The following is a 22,233-nucleotide window of genomic DNA, read 5'->3' on the forward strand; positions in this document are numbered from 1 at the left end:
TCATCGTATGGCCGGGGCCGGGCTAATGTCACGGGTTTTGCTCCTCCGTAAGACGATTGGCGTAGCGGGCCAGGTCCCGCTGCCGGATCGAGAGCACCTGCAGAGCGTCTCGCTGATCAGCCGTCAGGGGCTCCTCAACGGCCTCACGCAGGGCCTGGGTCTGGAGAAGGATCTGCTCCTGAAGCGCGCGAACCAGACGTAACTCAGCCATCGACGGCACCAACTCAGGCTCGCCCTGCTGCCCCCCGGAGCCGCCCCCACCCTCGGACCCGCCTTCGTCCTGATTCGGTTCCTCCGGCGGCTCGTCAAGAGCATCGGCCATCAAACGCAGGGTGTCGGCGATCTCCTGCTGCGACCGCAGCACATCGTTCTCCGCGTAACCAATACGCAGTTGACGTGTGATCCTGTCGGCAAGATCAGCGATACGCTCGTGCAGCGGGGCGAAAATCGCGGTCTCAGCAACCTCCTCGGCCAGGTCCTGCACCTCATCCCGGATCGCCCACTGATCGTCCGCGACGGCGGCGAGACCAAGGCGACGCGTCGCCAGCGGGCGACGCGGGCGCAGTGACTCAACCGCAACTCTCAGTTCATCCTCACGCTCAGCGAGATCCCGGTAAGCCTTCTGTAGCGCCGCCCGCCGCTCGGCAGCGGCCTGAGCCTCGTTCTCCTCGAGCCGTGCTTGGAGTGCCTCAAGCGCCGATATCAACGATTGCTCCGCAGCTTCCTGAGCATCGACGGCAAGCCGTTGGCGTTGCGACCGAAGGGCTCGGATCGCCTGAGTCTGGCTGTCGGCTGCATCACGCACACCCGCTTCGGCCGCAGGGTGATCCTCAAGCGCCTCCACCTGCTCCAAAGCATCAAGTGTGCGAAGACGCAGCGCCTGGGCCGGGTCAGCGATGTCCTCGAGCTCAGTTTCCGGCGTTGCCTGAGTCCTCTGTCGCTGCTGATTCTGCTCCGCAATGATCTCTTGAAGCACACCGACGAGTGACGCAAGCTGATCCTGCTGATCCTCTGAATCCTGAACCGCCTGCTCGAAGCCCTGCGCAATAGCGTCCAGTTGCTGAGCGATCGCCTGCTGCTGACTGCCCGCCCGAGAAAGCTGGTTGTCCTCAACCCGCTCTCCCGCCTCGCTCATCTGCCCGGATATCTGCGCCGATTCGGACGCATCCACTGCTTCACGAAGCGCCCTCGCCAGGTCCTGGGCACGAGGGTTATCCGCCTGCTCAGCGAGGTCATCAGCCTGCGCCCGGAGTTGTTCAACCGTCTGCCGGGTCTGCTCGGCGAGGCGTTGCTGATCGCGCGCGAGTTGTTCGAGTTGCTCACGAAGCTCTTGAGGCAGGTCCTCGGGATTCTGGCCAAGAGTCTGCGGCAACAACCCAGCGCTCCGCTGCGCGAGGGCACGTTGTTGCTCCGCCAAATCACGCAAGTCAGCAGCAGCCTGCATCGCAGCAGAGTTATCGTCGAGCATGGCCCGCAGAGCCTCGAGTTCATTTGCAGCTTGCTGCTGAGAAGCTCGACCAGCTTCGGCTTGAGGGTCCGCCTCGTTGTCGGATGCACCAAGCGCTTGCTCCGCATCACGGGCCGCCTCAGCAGCCCGGTCAAGCCCTTCGCCCAGCCGCTGAACCATCTCACGAAGCGACGCATCATCGAACCGGTTGCGTTCCTGGCGCAGCTCCAGGGCCCGAGCGGCCCCGGCGAGTTCGGCAATGCGTGCGGCGAGTTGCTCCTGGCCAGCGGCCGCAGATTCAAGGTCCTCTCCCATGAGCCGACGCTGCTCACTCAGTGCTCGACCAATCCGTCGATCGAGAAGCGACATCTCCTCGCGGAGGATGTCACGGAACGTCGCCTCATCCACCACGATGATCCGCCGATCAGCCGCATGCTGGATCGGATTCTGGCGAACATCCTCGGCACTCGCCGTGACCAGCAGGACATCACCGGCACGCAGCCCTAACGACGCCAGCGGCCAGTCAGTAACCAACTCCAGACGCGCAGATTGCTCGGTTCGATCGCTGATGACCAAAGCCTCGTCGTGATCTTGCCCGTCTCGCCGATGTGTCAGCATCAGCGAGCCAACACCAACGTCATCGGTCACCTGAGCGTGCAGCGAAACCGTGGCCTCAGGAAGCACACGCTGATCAGTCGCCGGTTCGATCAGCCGAACCGAGGGCGGCCGATCCTCAATCGATTCACTGCGCACCTCCGGCGGCCGCGAAAACCTGAGCCCTTCCCGACTCTCTGCATCCACACGAAACACCGGCGTCCTAAGCGTGATCAACCAGGAAACCTCCGAGACATGTTCACCAACAGTAAGCGTGAACAAGGCCTGTTGATCTTCAGCAACGATGATCTCAGGCTGATCGGTCGGGCGCGCCAGACGCACCTTGAGTGTCGCCGCGCTGCCTTCGAGCGCGCGCAGCGTCGCGCTCCCGCCATCGAGATCGAGTGTCTCTACACGTTCCTCCAGCAAGCCCTCTGCGTAAGCGGGGGGCACGATCTCAGCAATGACCTCGGTCAGCCGCGGCCGCGTAGCCAGCGGCAACGGCTCCGGTTGGTACCGATCCCAACCGGTCTTCAACTCGATCGCCAGCGCCCCGACATCAACAGCGTTTTGCGCCAGGTGGCGAAGCAGCGCCGCCGGCGGATCGAGGCGTGTCTCAAAAATAGCCTGTGCTGCCCCTTCATCCACAGACCTCGTCAGGACAATCTGATTGGCGCTCTCAAACCTCTCGTCATCAACTCTCCAAGTAGCGTTGAGGACGATCCTCCGGTCAGCAGATGAATCGGGCGTGCGCACCTGAACATGAACCGGCACCCCCAGGGGCCGCACTCGCTCCATATCAAGAAGCTCTATGCGCGTCATCGTCGGCCACGGCCCAGCCGCCCAGGGCCAGAGCCAACGCGACAACGCCGACCCCGCAAACGACGGAGCGATAAGCGCAAAGACCAGCCAGACCCCCACCAACAACCCCGCCACACGCGCCGTACGCACCAGCGGGCGACAATCCAGCAGAGGTTCGAGGTCGAGAGGCCCCTCGGGCAGGTCGCTCTGTGCCGCCTCCCGGAAGGCACGCGCCAGCGCGTCCCGGTCGGCACCCTCAGCAAGATCAACCGCCACCGCGAGACGCCCCCGCCAGGCTGGACGGAGCCTCTCAACCGATAAAGCAAAAGCAACCAACGATGAATGCCAACGATGCCGATCCGCGATGCGCCTGACCCATTGCACAATCAGGTACACACAGATGAACCAGCCAAGCAGCCGCAGCGACACAGGCAACCGAAACAGAAAATCAAAGACGCCCAGCACCATTAACGCAGCCAGCGCAACAACCAGTCCGCGCACAAGATGCTGCATCAACGCGAGGCGTTGCGCTCGCTCACGCCCGTGTTCGAGTTGTCGAATCGCTTCATGCGACACGTCGTTCATCGTCTCCTAGCTAAGCCCGGCAATCCGCCGGACAACCCACTCCGCGGTCAGCATCCCGATAAGCAGCACAAACAACGTCGCCGAACTCCAGATCGACTCACGCGTTTCTTCAACCACCGTGCGCGCACGCGATGGGAGTGATCCGGCCAGACCCGAGGCCTCATCCAACTCCAGCAGCCGCCCGGACGTACGCATCGCCAGGTCCGCCAAAAGCGCCCGATCGGGCTCAGTCACACGGTACTCCGGCGTATCATCAAGAACCGTTAGCGATGTCTGGGGTCCGGTGCTACCCGCCTGCAGCGTGTACACCCCGGGCGTGCTCGGCACGAGCCGCCCAGCCCAACGCGTCGATACACCCGGCCCCTCCGGCACGAGATCAAGACGCCCGCTGGGCAATCCCTGTCGATCGACCGCAACCGTTGGCGGGCCCGCCGAGGGACCGGTCCAGGTCACCACGGCGGTCTGCCCCAATGTGATCACACCCGGATCAACAGAAATCGCCTCACTCTCGGATGAGCCCGAAGACAAACGGTCACGAACAGCAAGACGAATCAGCGGGAGCCAGAACTCAGCATAAGGCCCTTCACCCTGCCCATACCGCCAACGCCACCACTCATCGGTCGCGAGGTAAAGAGTCTGCCCCGCCCCGTAGCGCATCGCCGTGACGGCCCAGGTCTCACCGGGCCAACTCGGATGAGTCGCCAGCAACAACGGCTGCGCCGCCGGCTTGGGATCCACCACCGCCTGCATCCAGATAAACCCCCGCCTGCTCTCGATCGCCTCCGGCGCGAGGAGACCCAGCGCCCGCGCTGCAGGGGCCGCAGCAATCAACCAGGACGACTCCGCCGCCATACGCCCGACGCTCGATGAAGGAGCCCGTGTCGGAAGCAAGGGCTCTAACGAAGTCCCAGCATAGCTCGCGGGCATGTGCTGCTGACCACCAACCCAGATCAACCCCGCCCCATCCTCACCAACGTGATCGAGCAACAACCGCGACTGATGATCCGTCAGGAAGCTCGGCGGAACGTCGCCAAGAATGATCAGGTCATACGGCTCCAGCTCACGCTGAGTCTCTGGAAAACGCTGAATCGGCTCGTCACCCTCCTGGGCAAAACCCCGATCAGCACTCAGCAAAAGACTGCTCAGCGACACCGAACGCTCACGAAGCAACAGGTTCTTGAGATACCGAAACTCCCATCGCGGATAACCATCAACAAGCAGAACTCGCACCGGACGATCCACGATCCTGATGGTCCGCTCCCGCTGATTGTTGTCAGGCAGCCGATCGTCAGCCGCCACGATCTCGACCACCCACGTCCTCTCACCAGCTTCCTCCGGACGAGCTAGCAGCTGCACCGAGTCACTTTGTTCAACCGGCTGATCGTCGAGAACCGCCCCACTCTCTTTGTCAATGAGTCGAACCCGAGCGGATGAGTCCTCTTGATGCCCACGCACCGTAACCCGAACCGGGACACGGTCACCCAGAAACACCGCCTCCGGTGCCTGCACATCGGCGACCGCGAGATCGCCTAGTGACGAGTCCCCGCCAACAGCAATCGCGTACACAGGTGCCCCGGCCTGCTCAAGCTCCTGCAGCAGCGCCGGCGGCAACGGCTGATGCGTCCGGCCATCGCTAACCAGCACAACGCCCGCAAGTAGCGCACGATCACTCGATTCAAGTGCCTCCCGCAATGCTTCATCCAGCCGCGAGGCTCGGCCAACAGCCTCGGGCCACGCCCCGGGGTCTGAGTCAATCGACTGCAGGTTGTCGCCAAACCCGATCCAGGTCGCTTCACGCTGCCGGGCGAGCTGTCCCTCCGCGGCCTTTGGCTTGATCCAGTCGGAAAGCTCCGCCAAACCCGTTCGTGCGGCAGTATCACGGCTCCGCGGCCGCGCCTGGTCATCAAAACCCGCATCGGTCAGCGTCATCGAGAGACTCCGATCGATCAACACCACAACACGATCAGGCTCAACACGATCACGACTCCAGATCGCCTGCGGACCCGCCAGCAGCATCGCGATCAGAAGCATCGTCAACCCACGCAACACCCCACCCGTGATCCGCAGCGGAATCGATCCCGGCAGCCGCGAGTAGGCCCACAACACAACCGCCGCAATCAGCAGCGCAACAACCAGCCATCCCCAAAGCGGGACCGAAACCGACCAGCCAAGCGACCACCGCACGCTCTCGCCAAGCATCACCACCATCGGCGTTCCCCCGTCGAGGACCACCGGGCCACCACCAACTCACTCAGCAGAACCAGCAATGCCATGACCAGCACCAGCGGGCCGATCGCCGACCGCGACTCAGCCTCTTCTAGCGCCCCACCAACACCGCCCGACTCAACCCACACCACCGCCCCAGGTAGAAACGATTCGACCCGAGCCGACGTCGCCGCCGAGAGATCACCCGCCTGCGTGGCGGGTCGCGCAATCAGCCAGCGACCGTCCTCACCCGCTGAAACGTACCAACCCGAACGACGATCCGGGGCGACGCCAATGTCCTCAGCGAATCCCGCCCCCTGCCGAACCCAGACATCGGACACGTCCATCTCACTCGCGCCCACGACCCTCTGCTCCGTCGCCATCCGTGACGAGATCAGGTCCCGGACCAACGTCTGAATCAGCGGAACCGCCAGCGGCTTGACCGGCAGATTCGTCCAGTCCGACTCAAGACGCGACGCCATCAACACCACACGCCCACCCCCCGTCGCATACTCAGCGAGCCAGGGCGACGCCGACGCAGAACCAAGCATCACCAGAGGCCGAACACCCGGAACAACGATCGGCGACCAACGAAAAACACGAACCGTCCGCGCAAGCGTTGGCCATTCCGCAGACAAGCCCGCCAGCAACCCGCGAGGTTCAACACTCTGATCCAGAGCAGCGCCCGAATCCTCGCGCTGCTCGACTCCCCCGTAGACACGCTCAGGCAACCCAAGACCCCCGGACCACAAGCCGTCAGTCGCATCCCCGGGCGGGAGCAACACCGCAGAACGCCCACCCTCAAGCCACCGACGGACCGCCGCCTGCTCCGAAGCATCCATCGCACCAGGCTCAGTCAGGACCAGAACATCTGCGTCGCCTAACGCCTGCTCAGACAGCCGCTGAATCAACACCGCACGCAGCGGGTTCTCGTCATCCGCAACCGGCTCGAGCGCCAGAGCAAACCAACGCGCCGCCGTCAGCCCGGGCACGGCCGTGTGCTGAATCAGCACCGTCGCCGATCGCCGCACCTCAACCGCCGTCATCGCCACATCATCCGAAGACAAACGACTCGCAGACTGCACCCAACGAGACTCGATTAGTAACCGCTGCGAGTCGCGCGTCAACACATCGACAGGCAGCGTGAGAATCTGCCGCACCATCCGCCGCTCATCACCCGCTTCCAGACGCACCGCCTGCGACACCACCGTCAACTCACGACCCGCCTCATCCAGAACACGCCACACCAACTCAGCGGTTTCATCCACCGGCTCCCCACCAAGCCGCGTGAGCTCGGCTTGCACCGAGATCATGAGCGCCCGACCACCCGCTTGAGGCACCACGGCCGACTGCGACGCCACCAACGATGCCACCTGATCATTCCGAAGAGACGACTCAGCACGACGAACAACCCATCGCCATCGAGGGTTCGGATCATCACGCGCAGACACATCACCAACCCACCGGCTATCCGCAACCGCCAGGTCAGACAGCACAACCCCGATCGTCTCCGCAGCACCCACACCAGGCGACCGCAGCACCTCGGCCATCACCTCCACAGGCCTCGTCGCGGCATCCGAGCTGCTTAACGCATGGAGCTCTTCAATCGCCTGCTCACGCCCGCCGTCTGACAACTGATAGCTCGTTGACGACCCTCCCGTCAGCGTCCAGATCGTCAGGTCATCCGATGACCGCAGCCCCTTAACCAAATCAACCGCCTCACGCCGCAGCGTCTCGAAGCGCTCCTGCCCATCACCACCCACCGCCCGTGTCGTCAGACCATCATCGATCACCAGATGAACCTGACGTGACCCGGCACTCGAAAACCACCCCGCCAGCAGAGGCTGCGCGAGCGCAAGACCCAGAAGCAACACCACCAGACACCGCAACAGCAATAGAAGCCACTGACTGATCAGCAGCTTACGCCGCTCCTGCTCAACCGCCTCCCGCAAAAAACGCATAGCGCCCCAAACGACGTGCCTCTGGCGTTGTCGCCTCAGCAGGTGCAGCGCAATCGGAATGCTCACCGCCAGCAACCCCGCAGCCGCGAAGGCCGGGGCGAGAAACAGCGAACCGATCTGGGCCAGCGGCCAGTACGTAAACAAGCTCCTTCCCGTCAGCCGCGACGGCTGGCAAACCCCGCACGCAACGACAAACACTCCCTGAGCACCGGCAACAAAGGCTCATCCGTCGCAAGCGTCAGGTGATCAAACCCAAGACTGGCCGCGGCGCGCCCCAGGGACTCCAGGTGCTCCGCAAACACACGCCGATACGACTCCCGCAACGCCGCCGGCTCAACCGGCAGCCGCCCCTCACCTTCGAGACCCTCAAACTCGGTCGAACGACGAAACGGAAAGTCCCGCTCCGCCGGATCAATCAGCTGCAACAACAACACATCATGTCCCGCGAACTTCAGCCGAGCCAACGCCGAGCGGATCGCGGTCGGATCATCAAAAAAATCACTCAAAATCACCACGATTGACCGCCGACGAAGACGCGCACCAAGTCGAACCACCGCTTTCGACAAATCATCCGCACTCGAAGGCTCCGCAGGTGCCCGAGAAGAAGGCTGCGCCTGATCCAACACCCGCGCGGTCAAGCGCCACTGCTGACGCGCACTGCTCATCCCCAGTTCATGCGCCGAATCCTGCCCAAACGTCGCAAACCCCGAGCGGTCATGCTGCTGATGCGCCAGCATCGCCAACGCCACCGCCAACGTCGACGCACCAGTGAACTTGCTCCAGACCGCACCCTCCGACCGATACGCCATCGACCCCGAGGCATCCACGAGCAGCATCAGATCGACATTGGTCTCCTGATGATGCCGCTTGAGATAAAGCCGATCACTCTTGCCATACGCCTTCCAGTCAAGATGCCGAAGATCATCCCCCGGCGTGTACGGCCGATGCTCAGCGAACTCCAGGCTCAGCCCGCGCAACGGCGATCGGTGCTGACCAACCGACAGCCCCTCAATCAGCAACCGCGCACGCAGCTCCACCGTGCCCAAACCCGCGAGATTCTCCGGCGTCAGCCACGCTGGGTCGCCAGACATCGGGTTGAGCTTGGAACTGGACATCAGCCCTTTATTCCGTCCGCAACATCGCCGCGGCGGGTGACGCCTCAGCAGAATCAGGCGTAACGCCCAGGAGTTGATCGATCAGATCATCCGGCGCGATATGGTCCGCTTCCGCCTGAAAGTTCAGGTGCATCCGATGCCTCAACACAGGGTGCGCCACGGCCTGAATGTCCGGGATCGATGCCGCCATGCGCCCATCCAGCAGCGCACTGGCCTTCGCCGACAGAATCAGATTCTGAGTCGCCCGCGGACCCGCACCCCACGCCAGATAATCACGCACAAACGCCGGACGCTGATCCTGCTCACCCCGCGCTGGACGCCGCGTCGCTCGTGTCAGTCGCAACGCGTAATCAATCGCATGTTCAGGCACAGCGACCGCCCGCACCCACCGCTGAAGCCGCTCAATCTCTTCTGCGTTCACCACCGGCTCAACCACGTCACTCGCCCCCGAAGTCGTCCTGCGAATGATCTCCGCCTCCTCATCATGCGACGGATAGTCAACCTTGATCATCACCATGAAACGATCCAGCTGCGCCTCAGGAAGCGGGTAAGTCCCCTCCTGCTCAATCGGATTCTGCGTCGCCAGCACGAAAAACGGCTCGGTCAACTCGTGCCGAACCCCACCCGCCGTCACATGACGCTCCTGCATCGCCTCAAGAAGCGCCGCCTGAGTCTTCGGCGGGGTCCGATTGATCTCATCAGCCAGAATCACATTCGCAAACAACGGACCACGCACAAACCGCATCTCGCGCCGACCCGTGTCCCGGTTCTCTTCAATCACCTCGGTCCCCGTGATGTCCGAGGGCATCAGGTCTGGCGTGAACTGAATTCGATTGAACTCAAGACTCAGCGACCGCGCCACCGTCGAGACCAGCAGCGTCTTGGCCAGACCCGGCACGCCAATCAGCAGCCCGTGCCCACGACACAACAAGGTCAACACAACCTGTCGAACAACCTCATCCTGCCCCACCACCGCCTTGCCGATCTCACGCCGTAGCGCCTCAACATGCCGGGTAACCGTGGACCGGACCTCATGGGGGTCCGAATCACTCAACGCAGGGGAATCGGCCGGAAGGTCACTCATACAGGCTGCTCTCGCTTCAGGATGACATCAACAACTGAGTATACGGGCGACTCGGGCCTAAACTGGGTTCATGCCCGAGTTACCCGAAGTCGAAACCATCCGTCAGGGACTGGCTCAAGCCGTCATCGGACGCCGGGTGGTTCGAGTCACGCTCAAACGCCCAGACTTCATACGGGAAGGGTCCTCCCGGCGTTCGCGAATCGGTGCCATCAGCCCCGACGATCTGCTCGAGGGCCAGACCATCACCCGAATCGAACGCCGCGGGAAGCAGATCGCCGTCATCGGCTCACAGGACACCGCCCTCTGCCTCCACCTGGGCATGTCCGGATCGCTCGCCGCAGGACCCGCCGACGCCCTCCAACCCACCCCGCACACCCACATCCGCTGGGACCTCGACGAAAACTCCGCCTTCCAGATGACCGACCCCAGACGCTTTGGCGGAGTCTGGGCCTTCACCAATCTCCAGGAACTGACCGCCACACGCTGGTCCACGCTCGGCCCCGACGCCCTGACCGTGACCGCCCGACAGCTCCAAACCGCCCTCAAGACCACCAAACGAGCCATCAAAGCCGCCCTGCTCGACCAGACCCTCCTCGCTGGCGTCGGCAACATCTACGCCGACGAATCCCTCCACCGCGCTCAAATCCACCCCCAAACCCCGGCCCACCGACTCCAAACCGACCCCATCAAGTCCCTGGCGACGAACCTCCGACAAATCCTGCGAGAAGCGATCACGGCCGGCGGGTCGTCCTTGAGGGATCATGTCATGCTCAACGGGGCCGCAGGCTCGTTCCAGTTCGCTCACCGCGTCTACGGCCGGGGCGGCCTGCCCTGCCAACGCTGCGGAGCCGAGCTTAGAAAAACCCTCATCGCCCAGCGAACCACCGTCTGGTGCGCCACCTGCCAACCCAAAGAAAGAACGAGGAAGAAGAGAATTAACCATCTTACCTAGTAATAAGCCCTGTCACACCGTGCGTAAAGACGGCCGGGGCGACCACTAATACTTTATCGACAATGGCTTAAAGCCAGCCACCCGGCGTGCAAGACCTGACGCTATCCCTTGCCGTCGCGCCGCATAGCGCCGATTCAACCCTCTGAACCACGTCCCCAATCAAGCCCAACCAGCTTGAGCGCCGCTCATCACCGGGCTACCGCCAGCCAGCCAGATCACCTCCCGGCGCTTTCTCCACACCCCCCACACACCCTGTGGAGAAATCAAATCGACACAAGCGATCTGTCTGACCACTGATCACACCCCGACAACAAGCAAGAAAGTCTTGGAACCGTCCCACGCCAACTGTAGCGACCGGGTGGCACATTGCACGCCGAAGGCGTGCTGTGTGAACTCACCAAAAATCGTTGCCAACACACCCACGACAGCTGCATATCAGACGAGAACGCTCTAGCTCCCCAGCCCCGACGACTGCTGCAGCCGGTCCTCCAGCAGATTGAGCTGCTTGAGGAACGTCTCATCACGCCCCGAACGCTCTTCCACCATCTTGATCGAGTGCATCACCGTCGTGTGGTCACGGCCACCAAAATGCCCACCGATCTCCTCCAGACTAAAACGCGTGTGCTTACGCGCCAAAAACATCGCCAGCTGCCGCGGCTCAGTAATCGACTTATGCCGCCGCCGCGACTGAAGATCGCTGAGCTTCACACTAAAATAACCCGTGATCACATCGATGATCTGCTGCAGCGTCGTATGATTCGAGCGCGGCTGATTGATCTGTTCCCCCAGCGCCTCCGCTGCCAACGCAAGATTGATCTCGCGATCACAATTACCCAGCGAGGCGTAAGCCATCAGCGACGTGATCGCACCCTCCAACTCCCGCGCATGCGAATCGATCTTCCCGGCCAGATAGGCGATGACATCATCTGGAATTTCAAGACCTCGAAGCGCCGCCTTCGCACGCAGAATCGCCACCCGCGTCTCAAAATGTGGTTTGGTCACATTCGTCACCAACCCCCATTGGAACCGCGATAGCAACCGCTCCTCCAGATGGGGAATCTCCGACGGTGCCGCGTCCGAGCTGAGCACCAACTGCTTCCGCGCCTGATAAAGCTCATTAAACGTGTGGAAAAACTCCTCCTGTGACCGCTCACGGTTCGCCAGGAAGTGAATGTCATCAATCACCAGCATGTCCGCATACCGATACCGATGCCGAAAATCCAGCATCTGCCCCCGCTGCACACACTCGATGAACTGCGTCATGAACGCCTCGCACGAGACGTAAACAATCCGCGTGTCCGGCTTGTTCGTGAGAATCGTCTGACAGATCGCCTGAAGCAGGTGTGTCTTGCCCAGCCCGACTCCGCCATGAATAAACAGCGGGTTGTACGCATCACCAGGCTGATTCGCCACCGCCACCGATGCCGCATACGCCATCTGATTGTTCGGACCCACAATGAAGTTCCCGAACGTGTAGTCCGGGTTCAGAACCACATCATCCTGCAGATCAAACGGCTGACCATCCTCACCCAACCGCCGGCTGTCACCCCGCACGCTCAACGTAGGCGGTTCCACCGGATCATTCAGATCAATCTCCAACGCCTCCGGCACCGCCCGCCCATTCCGCTCACCCGCCGGCTCCTCCCCCTCACGCAGCGCCCCGTTCGTCTCTGATTTACCCCCCAACCCCATCCCCGTAACCTCCTGATCAACCTCAGACTTCGCATCCTCCCCAAAATCGAAGCGAACCGCGATCAGAGCATTCGTCACACTCTGCGCCGCCTCCGTGAACGGCTCCAGACAACGCTTCTGCAAATAGTTCTGCTGAATCGAGTTCGTAGTCCGAATGCGCAGCAGCCCGCTCTTCAGAGCAATCGGCTCGAGCTCGTCGAACCACTGCCGGCAGATCGGTGCGTGATGACGCCGTAAATACGCCATCACGTCACGCCACAACTTGTCATCGAGCCTCGGCATGAGTGAGCATCTTCCCCTGTTTGTCGACCCAAAACGACCGGCCACAAGAGGCCCCGAAACCTCATAGGGGCGCAGCGACCAAGGTAAGCGCACGGTTAATCAGATGCAACGGACCGCCCCCGATTTCCCGCCTCACACCCCGTTCCCGGGTACAAAAGGCCCTATGGACACCACGCGTCTGCTCATCTTCGACGATGACCGCGGCAGCTTCGGGCCACTCCGCCATCGCAGAGCCATCTTCGCCACACGAACCGGCGCGCTCGAAATCCGCCAACGCATCGAACGCCAGCTCAAACGACCCGTCGATGCACTCTGGATGCCCTCACGCTACCAGGCCGTCTCCGCCCCACGCTACCCCGCACCCGTCAACGCCGGCCTCGACGACGGCGACTGGCTCATCGTCAACGGACGATGGAACGCCATCCGCCAACCCGAACTCATCCTTGCCCTCGAACCCGGACAAGTCCTCGTCGAACCCGATGGCCAACTCGTCGCCGCCCACGTCTCATGGATCGACGCCGGAAAAATGCTCGAAACCTCCGACCCCCACACAGGCGTCGAAACCATCCATTCCGAACAGGACATGCTCCTCGAACGACCCTGGGAAATCTTTGAAGACCTCCCCAAGGCCATCGCCTTCGACCTCAACGCCATCGAACTCTCAACCTTCACCCCCCACGCCCTCAACGATCGCTGCCCAGGCGTCTCCGCACTCGGTGACCACCCCATCAAACTCGGACAACGCGCCACCATCGCACCCAACACCGTCCTCGACACCTCCCACGGCGCCATCGTCATCGACGACGGCGCCGCCATCGGTCCCCTCTGCTCCATCGAAGGCCCCGTCTACATCGGCCGCCACACCGTTGTCGCCGCCCAAACCTACCTCCGACCCAACGTCTCCGTCGGGCCCTTCTGCAAAGTCGCTGGCGAGATATCCAACTCCATCATCCAGGCCTGGAGCAACAAAGCCCACCACGGCTACATGGGACACACCCTCGTAGGCCAATGGTGCAACCTCGGCGCCGGCACCACCGTCTCAAACCTCAAAAACACCTACACCCCCGTCCGCATGAAACTCAACCCCGATGACCCTGCCGAAGACACCGGCATGCCATTCCTCGGACCCATCATCGGCGACTTCGTCCGAACCGCCATCGGCACACGACTCCTCACCGGATCCTGCATCTCCACCGGCTGCATGCTCGCCCTCTCTGGCTTCGCCCCCAAGTTCGCCGAGCCCTTCGGCTTCTACACCGATGAGGGCCGGGAACACTACGACTTCGACAAGTTCCTCGACACCGCCGGCACCATCATGGCCCGCCGCGATCACCCCCTGCTCGAACCCGAAGTCGATCTCCTCCGAGAACTCGCCGGAGCCTGATCACCTCCGCCTCGAACCCACACCCCTCTTCTTCCGCTCACCCTTCACCTTCCGATGCAACCACAACCGATCGTCTGTCCGGTACGTCAGCAGCAACGCCCCCGTCGCCGCAAACCGCTCAAAACACGCCTCCGCCACCGGCTCCTCGCCAGGCCACGGATAAACATAAATCACATCAAAATCATCAATCTCTAATCCCAGCTCGTCGTAACCATCCGGCCGATCCGTCTCCAGCCACGACATGTCATTGATCTGATCCGCGATCTTGTCCGCATCCTCCGGCAGATACGACCCCCGCGCAAACGTCGCGGCAATCCCGTGATCCTCCACCAGCATCTCCGCCTGATCCACCAGGTCCGGCTCCACCTCCACACCAAACGCGTCATACCCCAACAGCGAAGCCATCGCCGTCACCACCCCAAAACCAGAACCCCACTCCAGAAACCGCCTCCCCGGCGCCAACCCATGCTGCTCCACCGCCGCCAACGCCTGATACACCAGCGGATAATCCGCCGGCACAAACCCAGGAATCGGACTGTCCCGACGATCATGTATCCACCGCGGAATACGCTCGTCCAACGCCTCACCAATCAACGACGAAGCCCGATCACACAAATCAGGATCACCCAACGGCAAATCAAGAGCTTGAAGTGGCATAGCAGGCCCGCTTATCGCGTCGGCATTCAAGCTTTCGCGGGGTGACTCGTCGATCCTGACGCACCAAACGCCGGCACCAGCTTACGACACCCCAGCCCCACCAACATCACCAGCGTCACCCAACCGATCACCAACCCCACCGACCCACCATGAACATGCACCGCCTCCGGAGCCGTCCACCCCGCCGCACCCAGCACCCAATCCGTCACCAAACCCGACACGATCGACACCACAATGATCGCCCCCAGATACGCCGCCGTCGACGCCGTCCCCAACTCACGCCGTATCAGCGCCACCGTCCCCGCATTCGTCGCCGGACCCGCTAACAAAAACACCAACACCGTCCCAGGCGACACCCCCGCCACCAGCAGACTCGCAGCCACAGGCGTCGACGCCGTCGCACAGATGTACATCGGGATCCCAAGCAACACCATCGCAACCATCGCCGGCAACCCCGACCCGATCGACGCCAACGCCGAAGGCGGAAACGTCGTCACCACAACCGCCGCAATCACCAACCCAATCACCAACCACAACGCCATGTCATCCAGCAACCGCGTCCACGCATACACCTGACCCGCCCACGCACGCTTCCACCACGCCCCCCCCAACCCATCCCCCCCCCCCGACGAACAACAAGTCGCCTCCTCGGCCGCAGGCACCAACTCCGCCACCGGACCATTCATCACCGCCAACGACACAGACGTCCCCCCATTCCCCCCGCAACACTCTTTCACCTCCACCGGCATCTCACCACAACAAGACCCCGGCCCCTCTTCACGCGCCCCCTTGTTCGCGCGCGCTTTCTGCGGGGGGGGGTCGATGAACTCTGCGGCTAACCCGCCCGCGATCGCCGTGATCACCGAGGCGATCGGCCGCGCGATCGTCAGCATCGGCCCCAGCATCGCGTAAGACACCGCCAGCGAATCCACACCCGTCTGAGGCGTAGCCACCAGAAACGACACCGTCGCACCCTTCGACGCACCCTCCCGACGCAATCCCAACGCCGCAGGTATCACCCCGCACGAACACAACGGCAACGGAACCCCAATAAACGCCCCCCGCACCACCGACCACACCCCAGGCCTCCCCACAAGCCGCGACAACGCCCCCACCGGCATCAATCCCTTCAACATCCCCGCCGCCACCAGACCCAGCGCCAGCCACGGAGCCGCCTCCAGCGACAGATCAAGTAAATTCTCGAGAAACAAGGTCATCCAACTCATGATTACTATTGTTGCAAGCCATTCTCAAAAAGCGAGTCAGCCCGGACAAACACACGCCAAAGGGCTTTCAAAAGAGTCTTTTATCATCTATACTACGCGCACCGCCACGAGAGGCCGATCACGACCGTGACCCCACCGCCCTCGCACGCCCATCCCTCCACACTCGAGGACCAGCGATGACCCGTCTCGCCACCGAACTCTCCCTCTCCGATGACTTCCCCGCCGTCGATCACGCCACTTGGCAAGCCTTGGTCGAAAAAGACCTCGCCGGGGCCCCCTTCGAGAAAAAACTCATCACCCACACCTACGAAGGCATCGACCTCAAACCCGTCTACGTCGAGTCCGACTGGCCCGCTGCCCAGCAACCCGCCGACTTCCCAGGACTCGCCCCCTTCACCCGCGGGTCCTCTCCCGTCGGCAGCGCTGCCTGCGGATGGGACATCCGACAGCAGCACGACCACCCCGACCTCGAAACCGCCAACAGCCTCATCCTCGATGACCTCGAAAAAGGCGTCACCTCCCTGCAACTCCGACTCGACGTCGCTGCCAGACGCGGACAAGGCCCCGACAACGCCACCGACCCCGACCACCTCGGCCGCGACGGCCTCATGGTCTACTCCCTCGCCGACCTCGAAGCCCTCCTCGCCGGTGTCCACGTCAACATGATCGCCATCGCGCTCGAAGCCGGTTCTGCCTTCCTCCCCGCCTCCGCCCTCCTCGCCGCCTGCTGGGACAACAAAAACATCGCACCCGACAAAGCCCGCGGGGCCTTCAACGCCGACCCCCTCGCCGTCCTCGCCCGCGATGGCGAACTCCCCTCCTCCCTCGACAACACCCTCACACAAATGGCCGACCTCGCCGTCTGGACTTCCAAACGCTACCCCATGGTCCGCTCCGTCCGCGTCGGCACCGCCCCCTACCACCACGCCGGCGCCACCGCCGCCCAGGACCTCGGCCTCTCTATGGGCACTGCCGTCACCTACCTCCGAACCCTCACCGACGCCGGCCTCGACATCAACGCCGCCGCCAAACAACTCCTCTTCTCCATCGGACTCGGCACCAACTTCTTCCTCGCCATCGCCAAACTACGCGCCGCCCGACGACTCTGGGCCCGCGTCCTCGAAGCAGCCAACGCCGACACTTCGCCCGAAGCCGGCACCGCCATGCTCATCCACGCACGAACCTCTAAACGCGTCCTCACCCAGCGAGACCCCTGGGTCAACATGCTCCGCAACACCGCCACCTCCTTCGCCGCCATCGTCGGCGGAGCACCCATCATCACCACCGAACCCTACGACGCAGCCACCGGACCCTCCGACGAGTTCGGACATCGCATCGCGCGAAACACCCAGATAATCCTTGGCGAAGAAGCTCATCTCGGCCGCGTCGTCGACCCCGCAGGCGGGTCATGGTTCGTCGAATCCGTCACCGATGACCTCACCGAAAAAGCCTGGCACTTCTTCCAGCAGATCGAAGCCCAAGGCGGCATGATCAAAGCCCTCACCTCCGGTTGGATCCAGGACCAGATCGACTCCGCCTTCGCCCCACGCCTCGCCAACATCGCCAGACGAAAAGACGCCATCACAGGCGTCTCCGAGTTCCCCAACCTCCGCGAAAAACAAGTCCCCCGCGAACCCATCGACCTCAACCAGCTCCGCCGCGAAGCCAAAACACGCTACGGCGAAAAACCCCTACCCGATAACGCCGCCTCCGAAATCAAACGCCTCGCACAACCAGGACCCGACCGCATCGACACCGCCACCCAACTCGCCAAAGCCGGCGCCACCCTCCCCCAGATCGCAGGCCCGATGCAGGCCGGTGACCCCGCCTCCGTCCGCGCCGTCGCACCCCACCCCTACGCCGCACCCTTCGAAGAACTCCGCGACGCCTCCGACCGCTTCCTCGCCATGACTGGCAAACGCCCCCGCGTCTTCCTGGCCAACCTCGGACCCGTCGCCCACCACAACGCACGAGCTGGCTACACCACCAACTTCTTCGAAGCCGGCGGCTACGAGGTCGTCCCCTCCAAACCCCTGCTCTGGAAAACCGATGACGAGATGACCACCGCCGGCGACCACGCCGTCGAAGCCCTCGTCAACTCCGCGGCCTCCGTCGCCGTGCTCTGCTCCTCCGACAAGATCTACCCCGCCGCCGTGCCCGCCTTCGCCCAGCGACTCAAAGCCGCCGGCGCCCGAACCATCATCCTCGCCGGCGCACCCGGCGACGCCGAAGCCGACTACCGACACGCCGGCGTCGACCGCTTCATCTTCATCAAATGCGATGTGCTCAACACCCTCCGTGAGCTGCTCTCCGAGGAAGGCGTCCTCCAATGACCATCCCCAACTTCAAAGACATCCCCCTCCAATCCAACGCCGCCCGCGCCTCCGCGAGCGCCTGGGAACAACACGCCACCAAACACCTCGGCAGACCACCCGCCGAGTTCCTCTGGAACACCGCAGAACAGATCCCCGTCAAACCCCTCTACACCCCAGCCGACCTCGACGGACTCCAACACCTCCACACCATGCCCGGACTCCCGCCCTACCTCCGCGGGCCCTATTCCACCATGTACGTCATGAGGCCCTGGACCGTCCGCCAATACGCCGGATTCTCCACCGCCGAAGAATCCAACGCCTTCTACAAACGAAACCTCCAGGCCGGACAAAAAGGCCTCTCCATCGCCTTCGACCTCGCCACCCACCGCGGATACGACTCCGACAACCCCCGCGTCCTCGGCGACGTCGGCATGGCAGGCGTCGCCATCGACTCCATCCGCGACATGCGCACCCTCTTCGACAGCATCCCACTCGACAAAATGTCCGTCTCCATGACCATGAACGGCGCCGTCCTGCCCGTCATGGCCCTCTACATCGTCGCCGCCGAAGAACAAGGCGTCTCACCCGAACAACTCGCCGGAACCATCCAGAACGACATCCTCAAAGAGTTCATGGTCCGAAACACCTACATCTACCCACCCGAGCACTCCATGCGAATCATCGGCGACATCTTCTCCTACACCGCCAAACGCATGCCACGCTTCAACTCCATCTCCATCTCCGGATACCACATGCAGGAAGCCGGAGCCACCTGCGACCTCGAACTCGCTTACACACTCGCAGACGGACTCGAATACCTCCGCACCGGCACCGCCTCAGGACTCTCCGTCGACGCCTTCGCCCCAAGACTCTCCTTCTTCTGGGCCATCGGCATGAACTTCTTTATGGAAGTCGCCAAGATGCGCGCCGCTCGACTCCTCTGGGCCAAACTCGTCAAAACCTTCGACCCACAAAACCCCAAGAGCATGTCACTCCGCACCCACTCACAGACCTCCGGCTGGTCACTCACCGCCCAGGATGTCTACAACAACGTCATCCGAACCTGCATCGAAGCCATGGCCTCCACCCAGGGACACACCCAGTCCCTCCACACCAACGCACTCGACGAAGCCCTCGCACTTCCCACCGACTTCTCCGCTCGCATCGCCCGCAACACCCAACTCTTCCTCCAGCAGGAAACCGATACCTGCAAAACCGTCGACCCCTGGGGCGGGTCCTTCTACGTCGAACGACTCACCCACGAACTCGCCCACCGCGCCTGGCAACACCTCGTCGAAGTCGATCAATACGGCGGAATGGCCAAAGCCATCGACGCCGGTATCCCCAAGATGCGCATTGAAGAAGCCTCCGCACGAACCCAGGCACGCATCGACTCCGGCCAGCAAACCGTCGTAGGCGTCAACAAATACAAACTCGACCGCCCCGAACAGATCGACGTCCTCAAAGTCGACAACACCTCCGTCCGCGAACAACAGATCGCCTCACTCAAAGAACTCCGCGCCACCCGCGACAACGCGCTCGTCCTCGAAAAACTCAAAGCCCTCACCACCGCCGCCGAACGCAACGAAGGCAACCTCCTCGAAATCGCCGTCGACGCCGCAAGAGCCCAGGCCACCGTCGGCGAAATCTCCGACGCCCTCGAAAAAATCTACGGCCGCCACGAAGCCGCCATCCACTCCATCCGTGGCGTCTACGCATCCGAAGCCGGCAACGCCGAAGGACACCAGGGCAAACTCACCCAGATCCGACTCCGCGTCGACGCCTTCGAACACGAAGAAGGCCGCCGACCCCGCATCCTCATCGCCAAAATGGGACAGGACGGCCACGACCGCGGACAGAAAGTCGTCGCCACCGCCTACGCCGACTTCGGCTTCGACGTCGACATCGGACCCCTCTTCCAGACCCCCGAAGAAACCGCCCGACAAGCCGTCGAAAACGACGTCCACATCGTCGCCGTCTCCTCCCTCGCCGCCGGACACCTCACCCTCGTCCCCGCACTCCGCAACGAACTCACCAAACTCGGCCGCGAAGACATCATGATCGTCGTAGGCGGCGTCATCCCACCCCAGGACTACCCCGCCCTCTACAACGCCGGCGCAACCGCCATCTTCGGCCCAGGAACCAACATCCCCGACGCCGCCCTGGAAGTCCTCAAAAAACTCGAAGAACAAAACCAAGGCGTGGAGACGTAGATTAAAGCCATGACACGGCTGACGCTGCTTTTAGTCTTCTGTCTGTGCCTGTTACTCTCAGGCTGCCGATTTCTTTGTATGTCGGGTTTCATGGGCGAAGGCAACGGCTTTGTCATTCATCAGCCGGAGCGATTAGAGGCAGATGATCTGCCAGGCTCTGTCATCCGCCAACTCCCAGATGAACCAGCAGTCAACGTGATTGGCGGCTGGCGAGAAGGCTATAGCACGGGCAGGGTTGACGGTCCCTCTTACTGTCATCGCTTTCCTCTGAACTACTTTGTGCTCTACACGTGATCGGATGAACCTGAGCATCGGGCCTATTTGATGATCACACGCAAAAAGCCGGATGATGCGGACATGCGGCTTCCCCGACATTACAGCCTGACACGATCTGGTCTGGACCAGAGTTGGCACGCAGTTGCGCAACGCTATGTTGTGGAGAACAGTACACAACCTCCTTCTGTGTACGGCTTTCCCTGGTTTAAAGAGCGGAACGACAGCTCTGATGCCCAACCTTGACCACCAATCCGACCTCCCCCCCGACCGCTCTCACCTCTCGGTCAACCCCGCCAATGCGGACGACGCCGCCGCTAAACCCCTCCCGCGCCGCCGACAACTCTCTAACGACCAACTCGCCAAAGGCATCACCGCCGGCGACCGCGCCATCCTCGGCCGCGCCATCACCCTTGCCGAATCTCACAAACCCCAGCACCAACGACAAGCCGAACAACTCGTCACCCAACTCATGCCCCAAACCGGCAACGCCCTACGCGTCGGCATCACCGGTGTCCCAGGCGTCGGCAAATCAACCTTCATCGAACGCCTGGGCGTCACACTCGCCGACGACAACCACCGCGTCGCCGTCCTCGCCGTTGACCCCTCATCATCCATCACAGGCGGATCGATCCTCGGCGACAAAACACGCATGGCCAAACTCGCCACACACCCCAACGCCTTCATCCGACCCTCGCCCTCCGCAGGAACCCTGGGCGGAGTCGCCAAAAAAACCCGCGAAACCCTACTCCTCGTCGAAGCCGCCGGCTACGACATCGTCCTCGTCGAAACCGTAGGCGTCGGACAATCCGAAACCGTCGTCGCCGAAATGACCGACTGCTTCCTCGCCCTCATGCTCCCCAACGCCGGCGACGAACTCCAGGGCATCAAACGCGGGCTCCTCGAAGTCACCGACATCATCGCCGTCAACAAAGCCGACGCCGACAACATCACCGCAGCCCAACACGCCGCCGCCGACCTCAAGCGCGCCATGCACGTCATGCCACGAAAAGACAACAACTGGCAAGTCCCCGTCCTCACCTGCTCCGCACGCACCGGTGACAACCTCACCGAAGTCTGGCAAACCGTCACCACCCGAATCCACGACCTCCGCAACTCCGGCACCCTCGAAAAACGCCGCCGCAAACAAGCCCTCCGATGGATGTGGTCCCTCATTGAAGACCAACTCCTCACCACCCTCAAATATGACCAACACACACAACCCCTCATCCAACAAATGGAAAACGAAGTGACCTCCGGACAACGCGCCCCCACCGCCGCCGCCCGCACCGTCCTCGACCAGTTCCTCCACCAACACGCTTCACCCGACAACAACAGCTAACCCCTTAACCCGACCACGCTTCCGCAGAACACGCCAGCCGTGATGCACCACAGGGTTATCCTTCACAACATAAAATTCCTTGGTCACACCGCACCCCCGGGTTAT

14 protein-coding genes are annotated in these 22,233 nt (G+C 62.4%); 6 read left to right on the plus strand and 8 right to left on the minus strand.

Annotated elements, in window-relative coordinates:
• Positions 1-28 precede the first annotated feature (28 nt).
• The 5 genes from RIG82_07765 to RIG82_07785 are packed head-to-tail and all read right to left on the minus strand — an operon-like array spanning position 29 to position 9,792.
• On the minus strand, positions 29-3,427 hold the full coding sequence (locus RIG82_07765) for a hypothetical protein (protein MEQ9460832.1): 3,399 nt from the start codon (positions 3,425-3,427) through the stop codon (positions 29-31).
• A 6-nt stretch (positions 3,428-3,433) separates the two neighbouring features.
• A complete protein-coding gene (locus tag RIG82_07770) occupies positions 3,434-5,635 on the minus strand; it encodes a vWA domain-containing protein (protein ID MEQ9460833.1) in 2,202 nt (733 codons plus the stop codon).
• Positions 5,626-7,737: a BatA domain-containing protein gene (locus RIG82_07775; GenBank protein ID MEQ9460834.1), complete on the minus strand. Its 2,112-nt coding sequence runs from the start codon at positions 7,735-7,737 to the stop codon at positions 5,626-5,628. The genes RIG82_07770 and RIG82_07775 overlap by 10 nt, the downstream gene beginning before the upstream one ends.
• Before the next feature lie 11 nt (positions 7,738-7,748).
• Positions 7,749-8,708 (minus strand): DUF58 domain-containing protein, encoded by a 960-nt coding sequence (locus tag RIG82_07780; GenBank protein ID MEQ9460835.1) that lies wholly within the window; start codon positions 8,706-8,708, stop codon positions 7,749-7,751.
• Positions 8,709-8,715: 7 nt separating this feature from the next.
• Positions 8,716-9,792 carry a MoxR family ATPase gene (locus RIG82_07785; protein MEQ9460836.1) on the minus strand — a complete coding sequence of 359 codons (1,077 nt, stop codon included), beginning with the start codon at positions 9,790-9,792 and terminating at the stop codon, positions 8,716-8,718.
• A 70-nt stretch (positions 9,793-9,862) separates the two neighbouring features.
• Here RIG82_07785 and mutM point away from each other — a divergent pair, with 70 nt between their 5' ends.
• Complete coding sequence (gene mutM, locus RIG82_07790; GenBank protein MEQ9460837.1) at positions 9,863-10,744, plus strand: bifunctional DNA-formamidopyrimidine glycosylase/DNA-(apurinic or apyrimidinic site) lyase; 882 nt, start codon at positions 9,863-9,865, stop codon at positions 10,742-10,744.
• Positions 10,745-11,194: 450 nt separating this feature from the next.
• Here the strand turns inward: mutM and dnaA are convergent, their stop codons facing one another.
• On the minus strand, positions 11,195-12,718 hold the full coding sequence (gene dnaA, locus RIG82_07795) for a chromosomal replication initiator protein DnaA (protein ID MEQ9460838.1): 1,524 nt from the start codon (positions 12,716-12,718) through the stop codon (positions 11,195-11,197).
• Between the two features lie 163 nt (positions 12,719-12,881).
• Here dnaA and RIG82_07800 point away from each other — a divergent pair, with 163 nt between their 5' ends.
• The gene (locus RIG82_07800) at positions 12,882-14,102 is read left to right on the plus strand and encodes a putative sugar nucleotidyl transferase (GenBank protein ID MEQ9460839.1); all 1,221 of its coding nucleotides are present in this window, start codon (positions 12,882-12,884) and stop codon (positions 14,100-14,102) included.
• On the opposite strand, the gene RIG82_07805 is transcribed toward RIG82_07800, so the two are convergent.
• Complete coding sequence (locus RIG82_07805; protein MEQ9460840.1) at positions 14,103-14,759, minus strand: hypothetical protein; 657 nt, start codon at positions 14,757-14,759, stop codon at positions 14,103-14,105. It abuts the gene before it with no gap.
• Positions 14,760-14,785: 26 nt separating this feature from the next.
• Positions 14,786-15,985, minus strand: a complete 1,200-nt coding sequence (locus tag RIG82_07810) for an SO_0444 family Cu/Zn efflux transporter (protein ID MEQ9460841.1) — start codon at positions 15,983-15,985, stop codon at positions 14,786-14,788.
• 176 nt (positions 15,986-16,161) lie between these two features.
• Between RIG82_07810 and RIG82_07815 the strand changes: the two genes are divergently transcribed.
• The 4 genes from RIG82_07815 (at position 16,162) to meaB (ending at position 22,128) form a co-directional block, all read left to right on the plus strand.
• The gene (locus RIG82_07815) at positions 16,162-18,318 is read left to right on the plus strand and encodes a methylmalonyl-CoA mutase family protein (protein MEQ9460842.1); all 2,157 of its coding nucleotides are present in this window, start codon (positions 16,162-16,164) and stop codon (positions 18,316-18,318) included.
• Positions 18,315-20,513 carry a methylmalonyl-CoA mutase gene (gene scpA, locus RIG82_07820; protein MEQ9460843.1) on the plus strand — a complete coding sequence of 733 codons (2,199 nt, stop codon included), beginning with the start codon at positions 18,315-18,317 and terminating at the stop codon, positions 20,511-20,513. The genes RIG82_07815 and scpA overlap by 4 nt, the downstream gene beginning before the upstream one ends.
• Before the next feature lie 9 nt (positions 20,514-20,522).
• The gene (locus RIG82_07825; protein MEQ9460844.1) at positions 20,523-20,807 is read left to right on the plus strand and encodes a hypothetical protein; all 285 of its coding nucleotides are present in this window, start codon (positions 20,523-20,525) and stop codon (positions 20,805-20,807) included.
• A 211-nt stretch (positions 20,808-21,018) separates the two neighbouring features.
• On the plus strand, positions 21,019-22,128 hold the full coding sequence (gene meaB, locus RIG82_07830; protein MEQ9460845.1) for a methylmalonyl Co-A mutase-associated GTPase MeaB: 1,110 nt from the start codon (positions 21,019-21,021) through the stop codon (positions 22,126-22,128).
• Positions 22,129-22,233: the final 105 nt, after the last annotated feature.

It is taken from the genome of Phycisphaeraceae bacterium (assembly GCA_040222855.1).
In the GTDB taxonomy this organism is placed as follows: Bacteria; Planctomycetota; Phycisphaerae; order Phycisphaerales; family Phycisphaeraceae; genus Mucisphaera.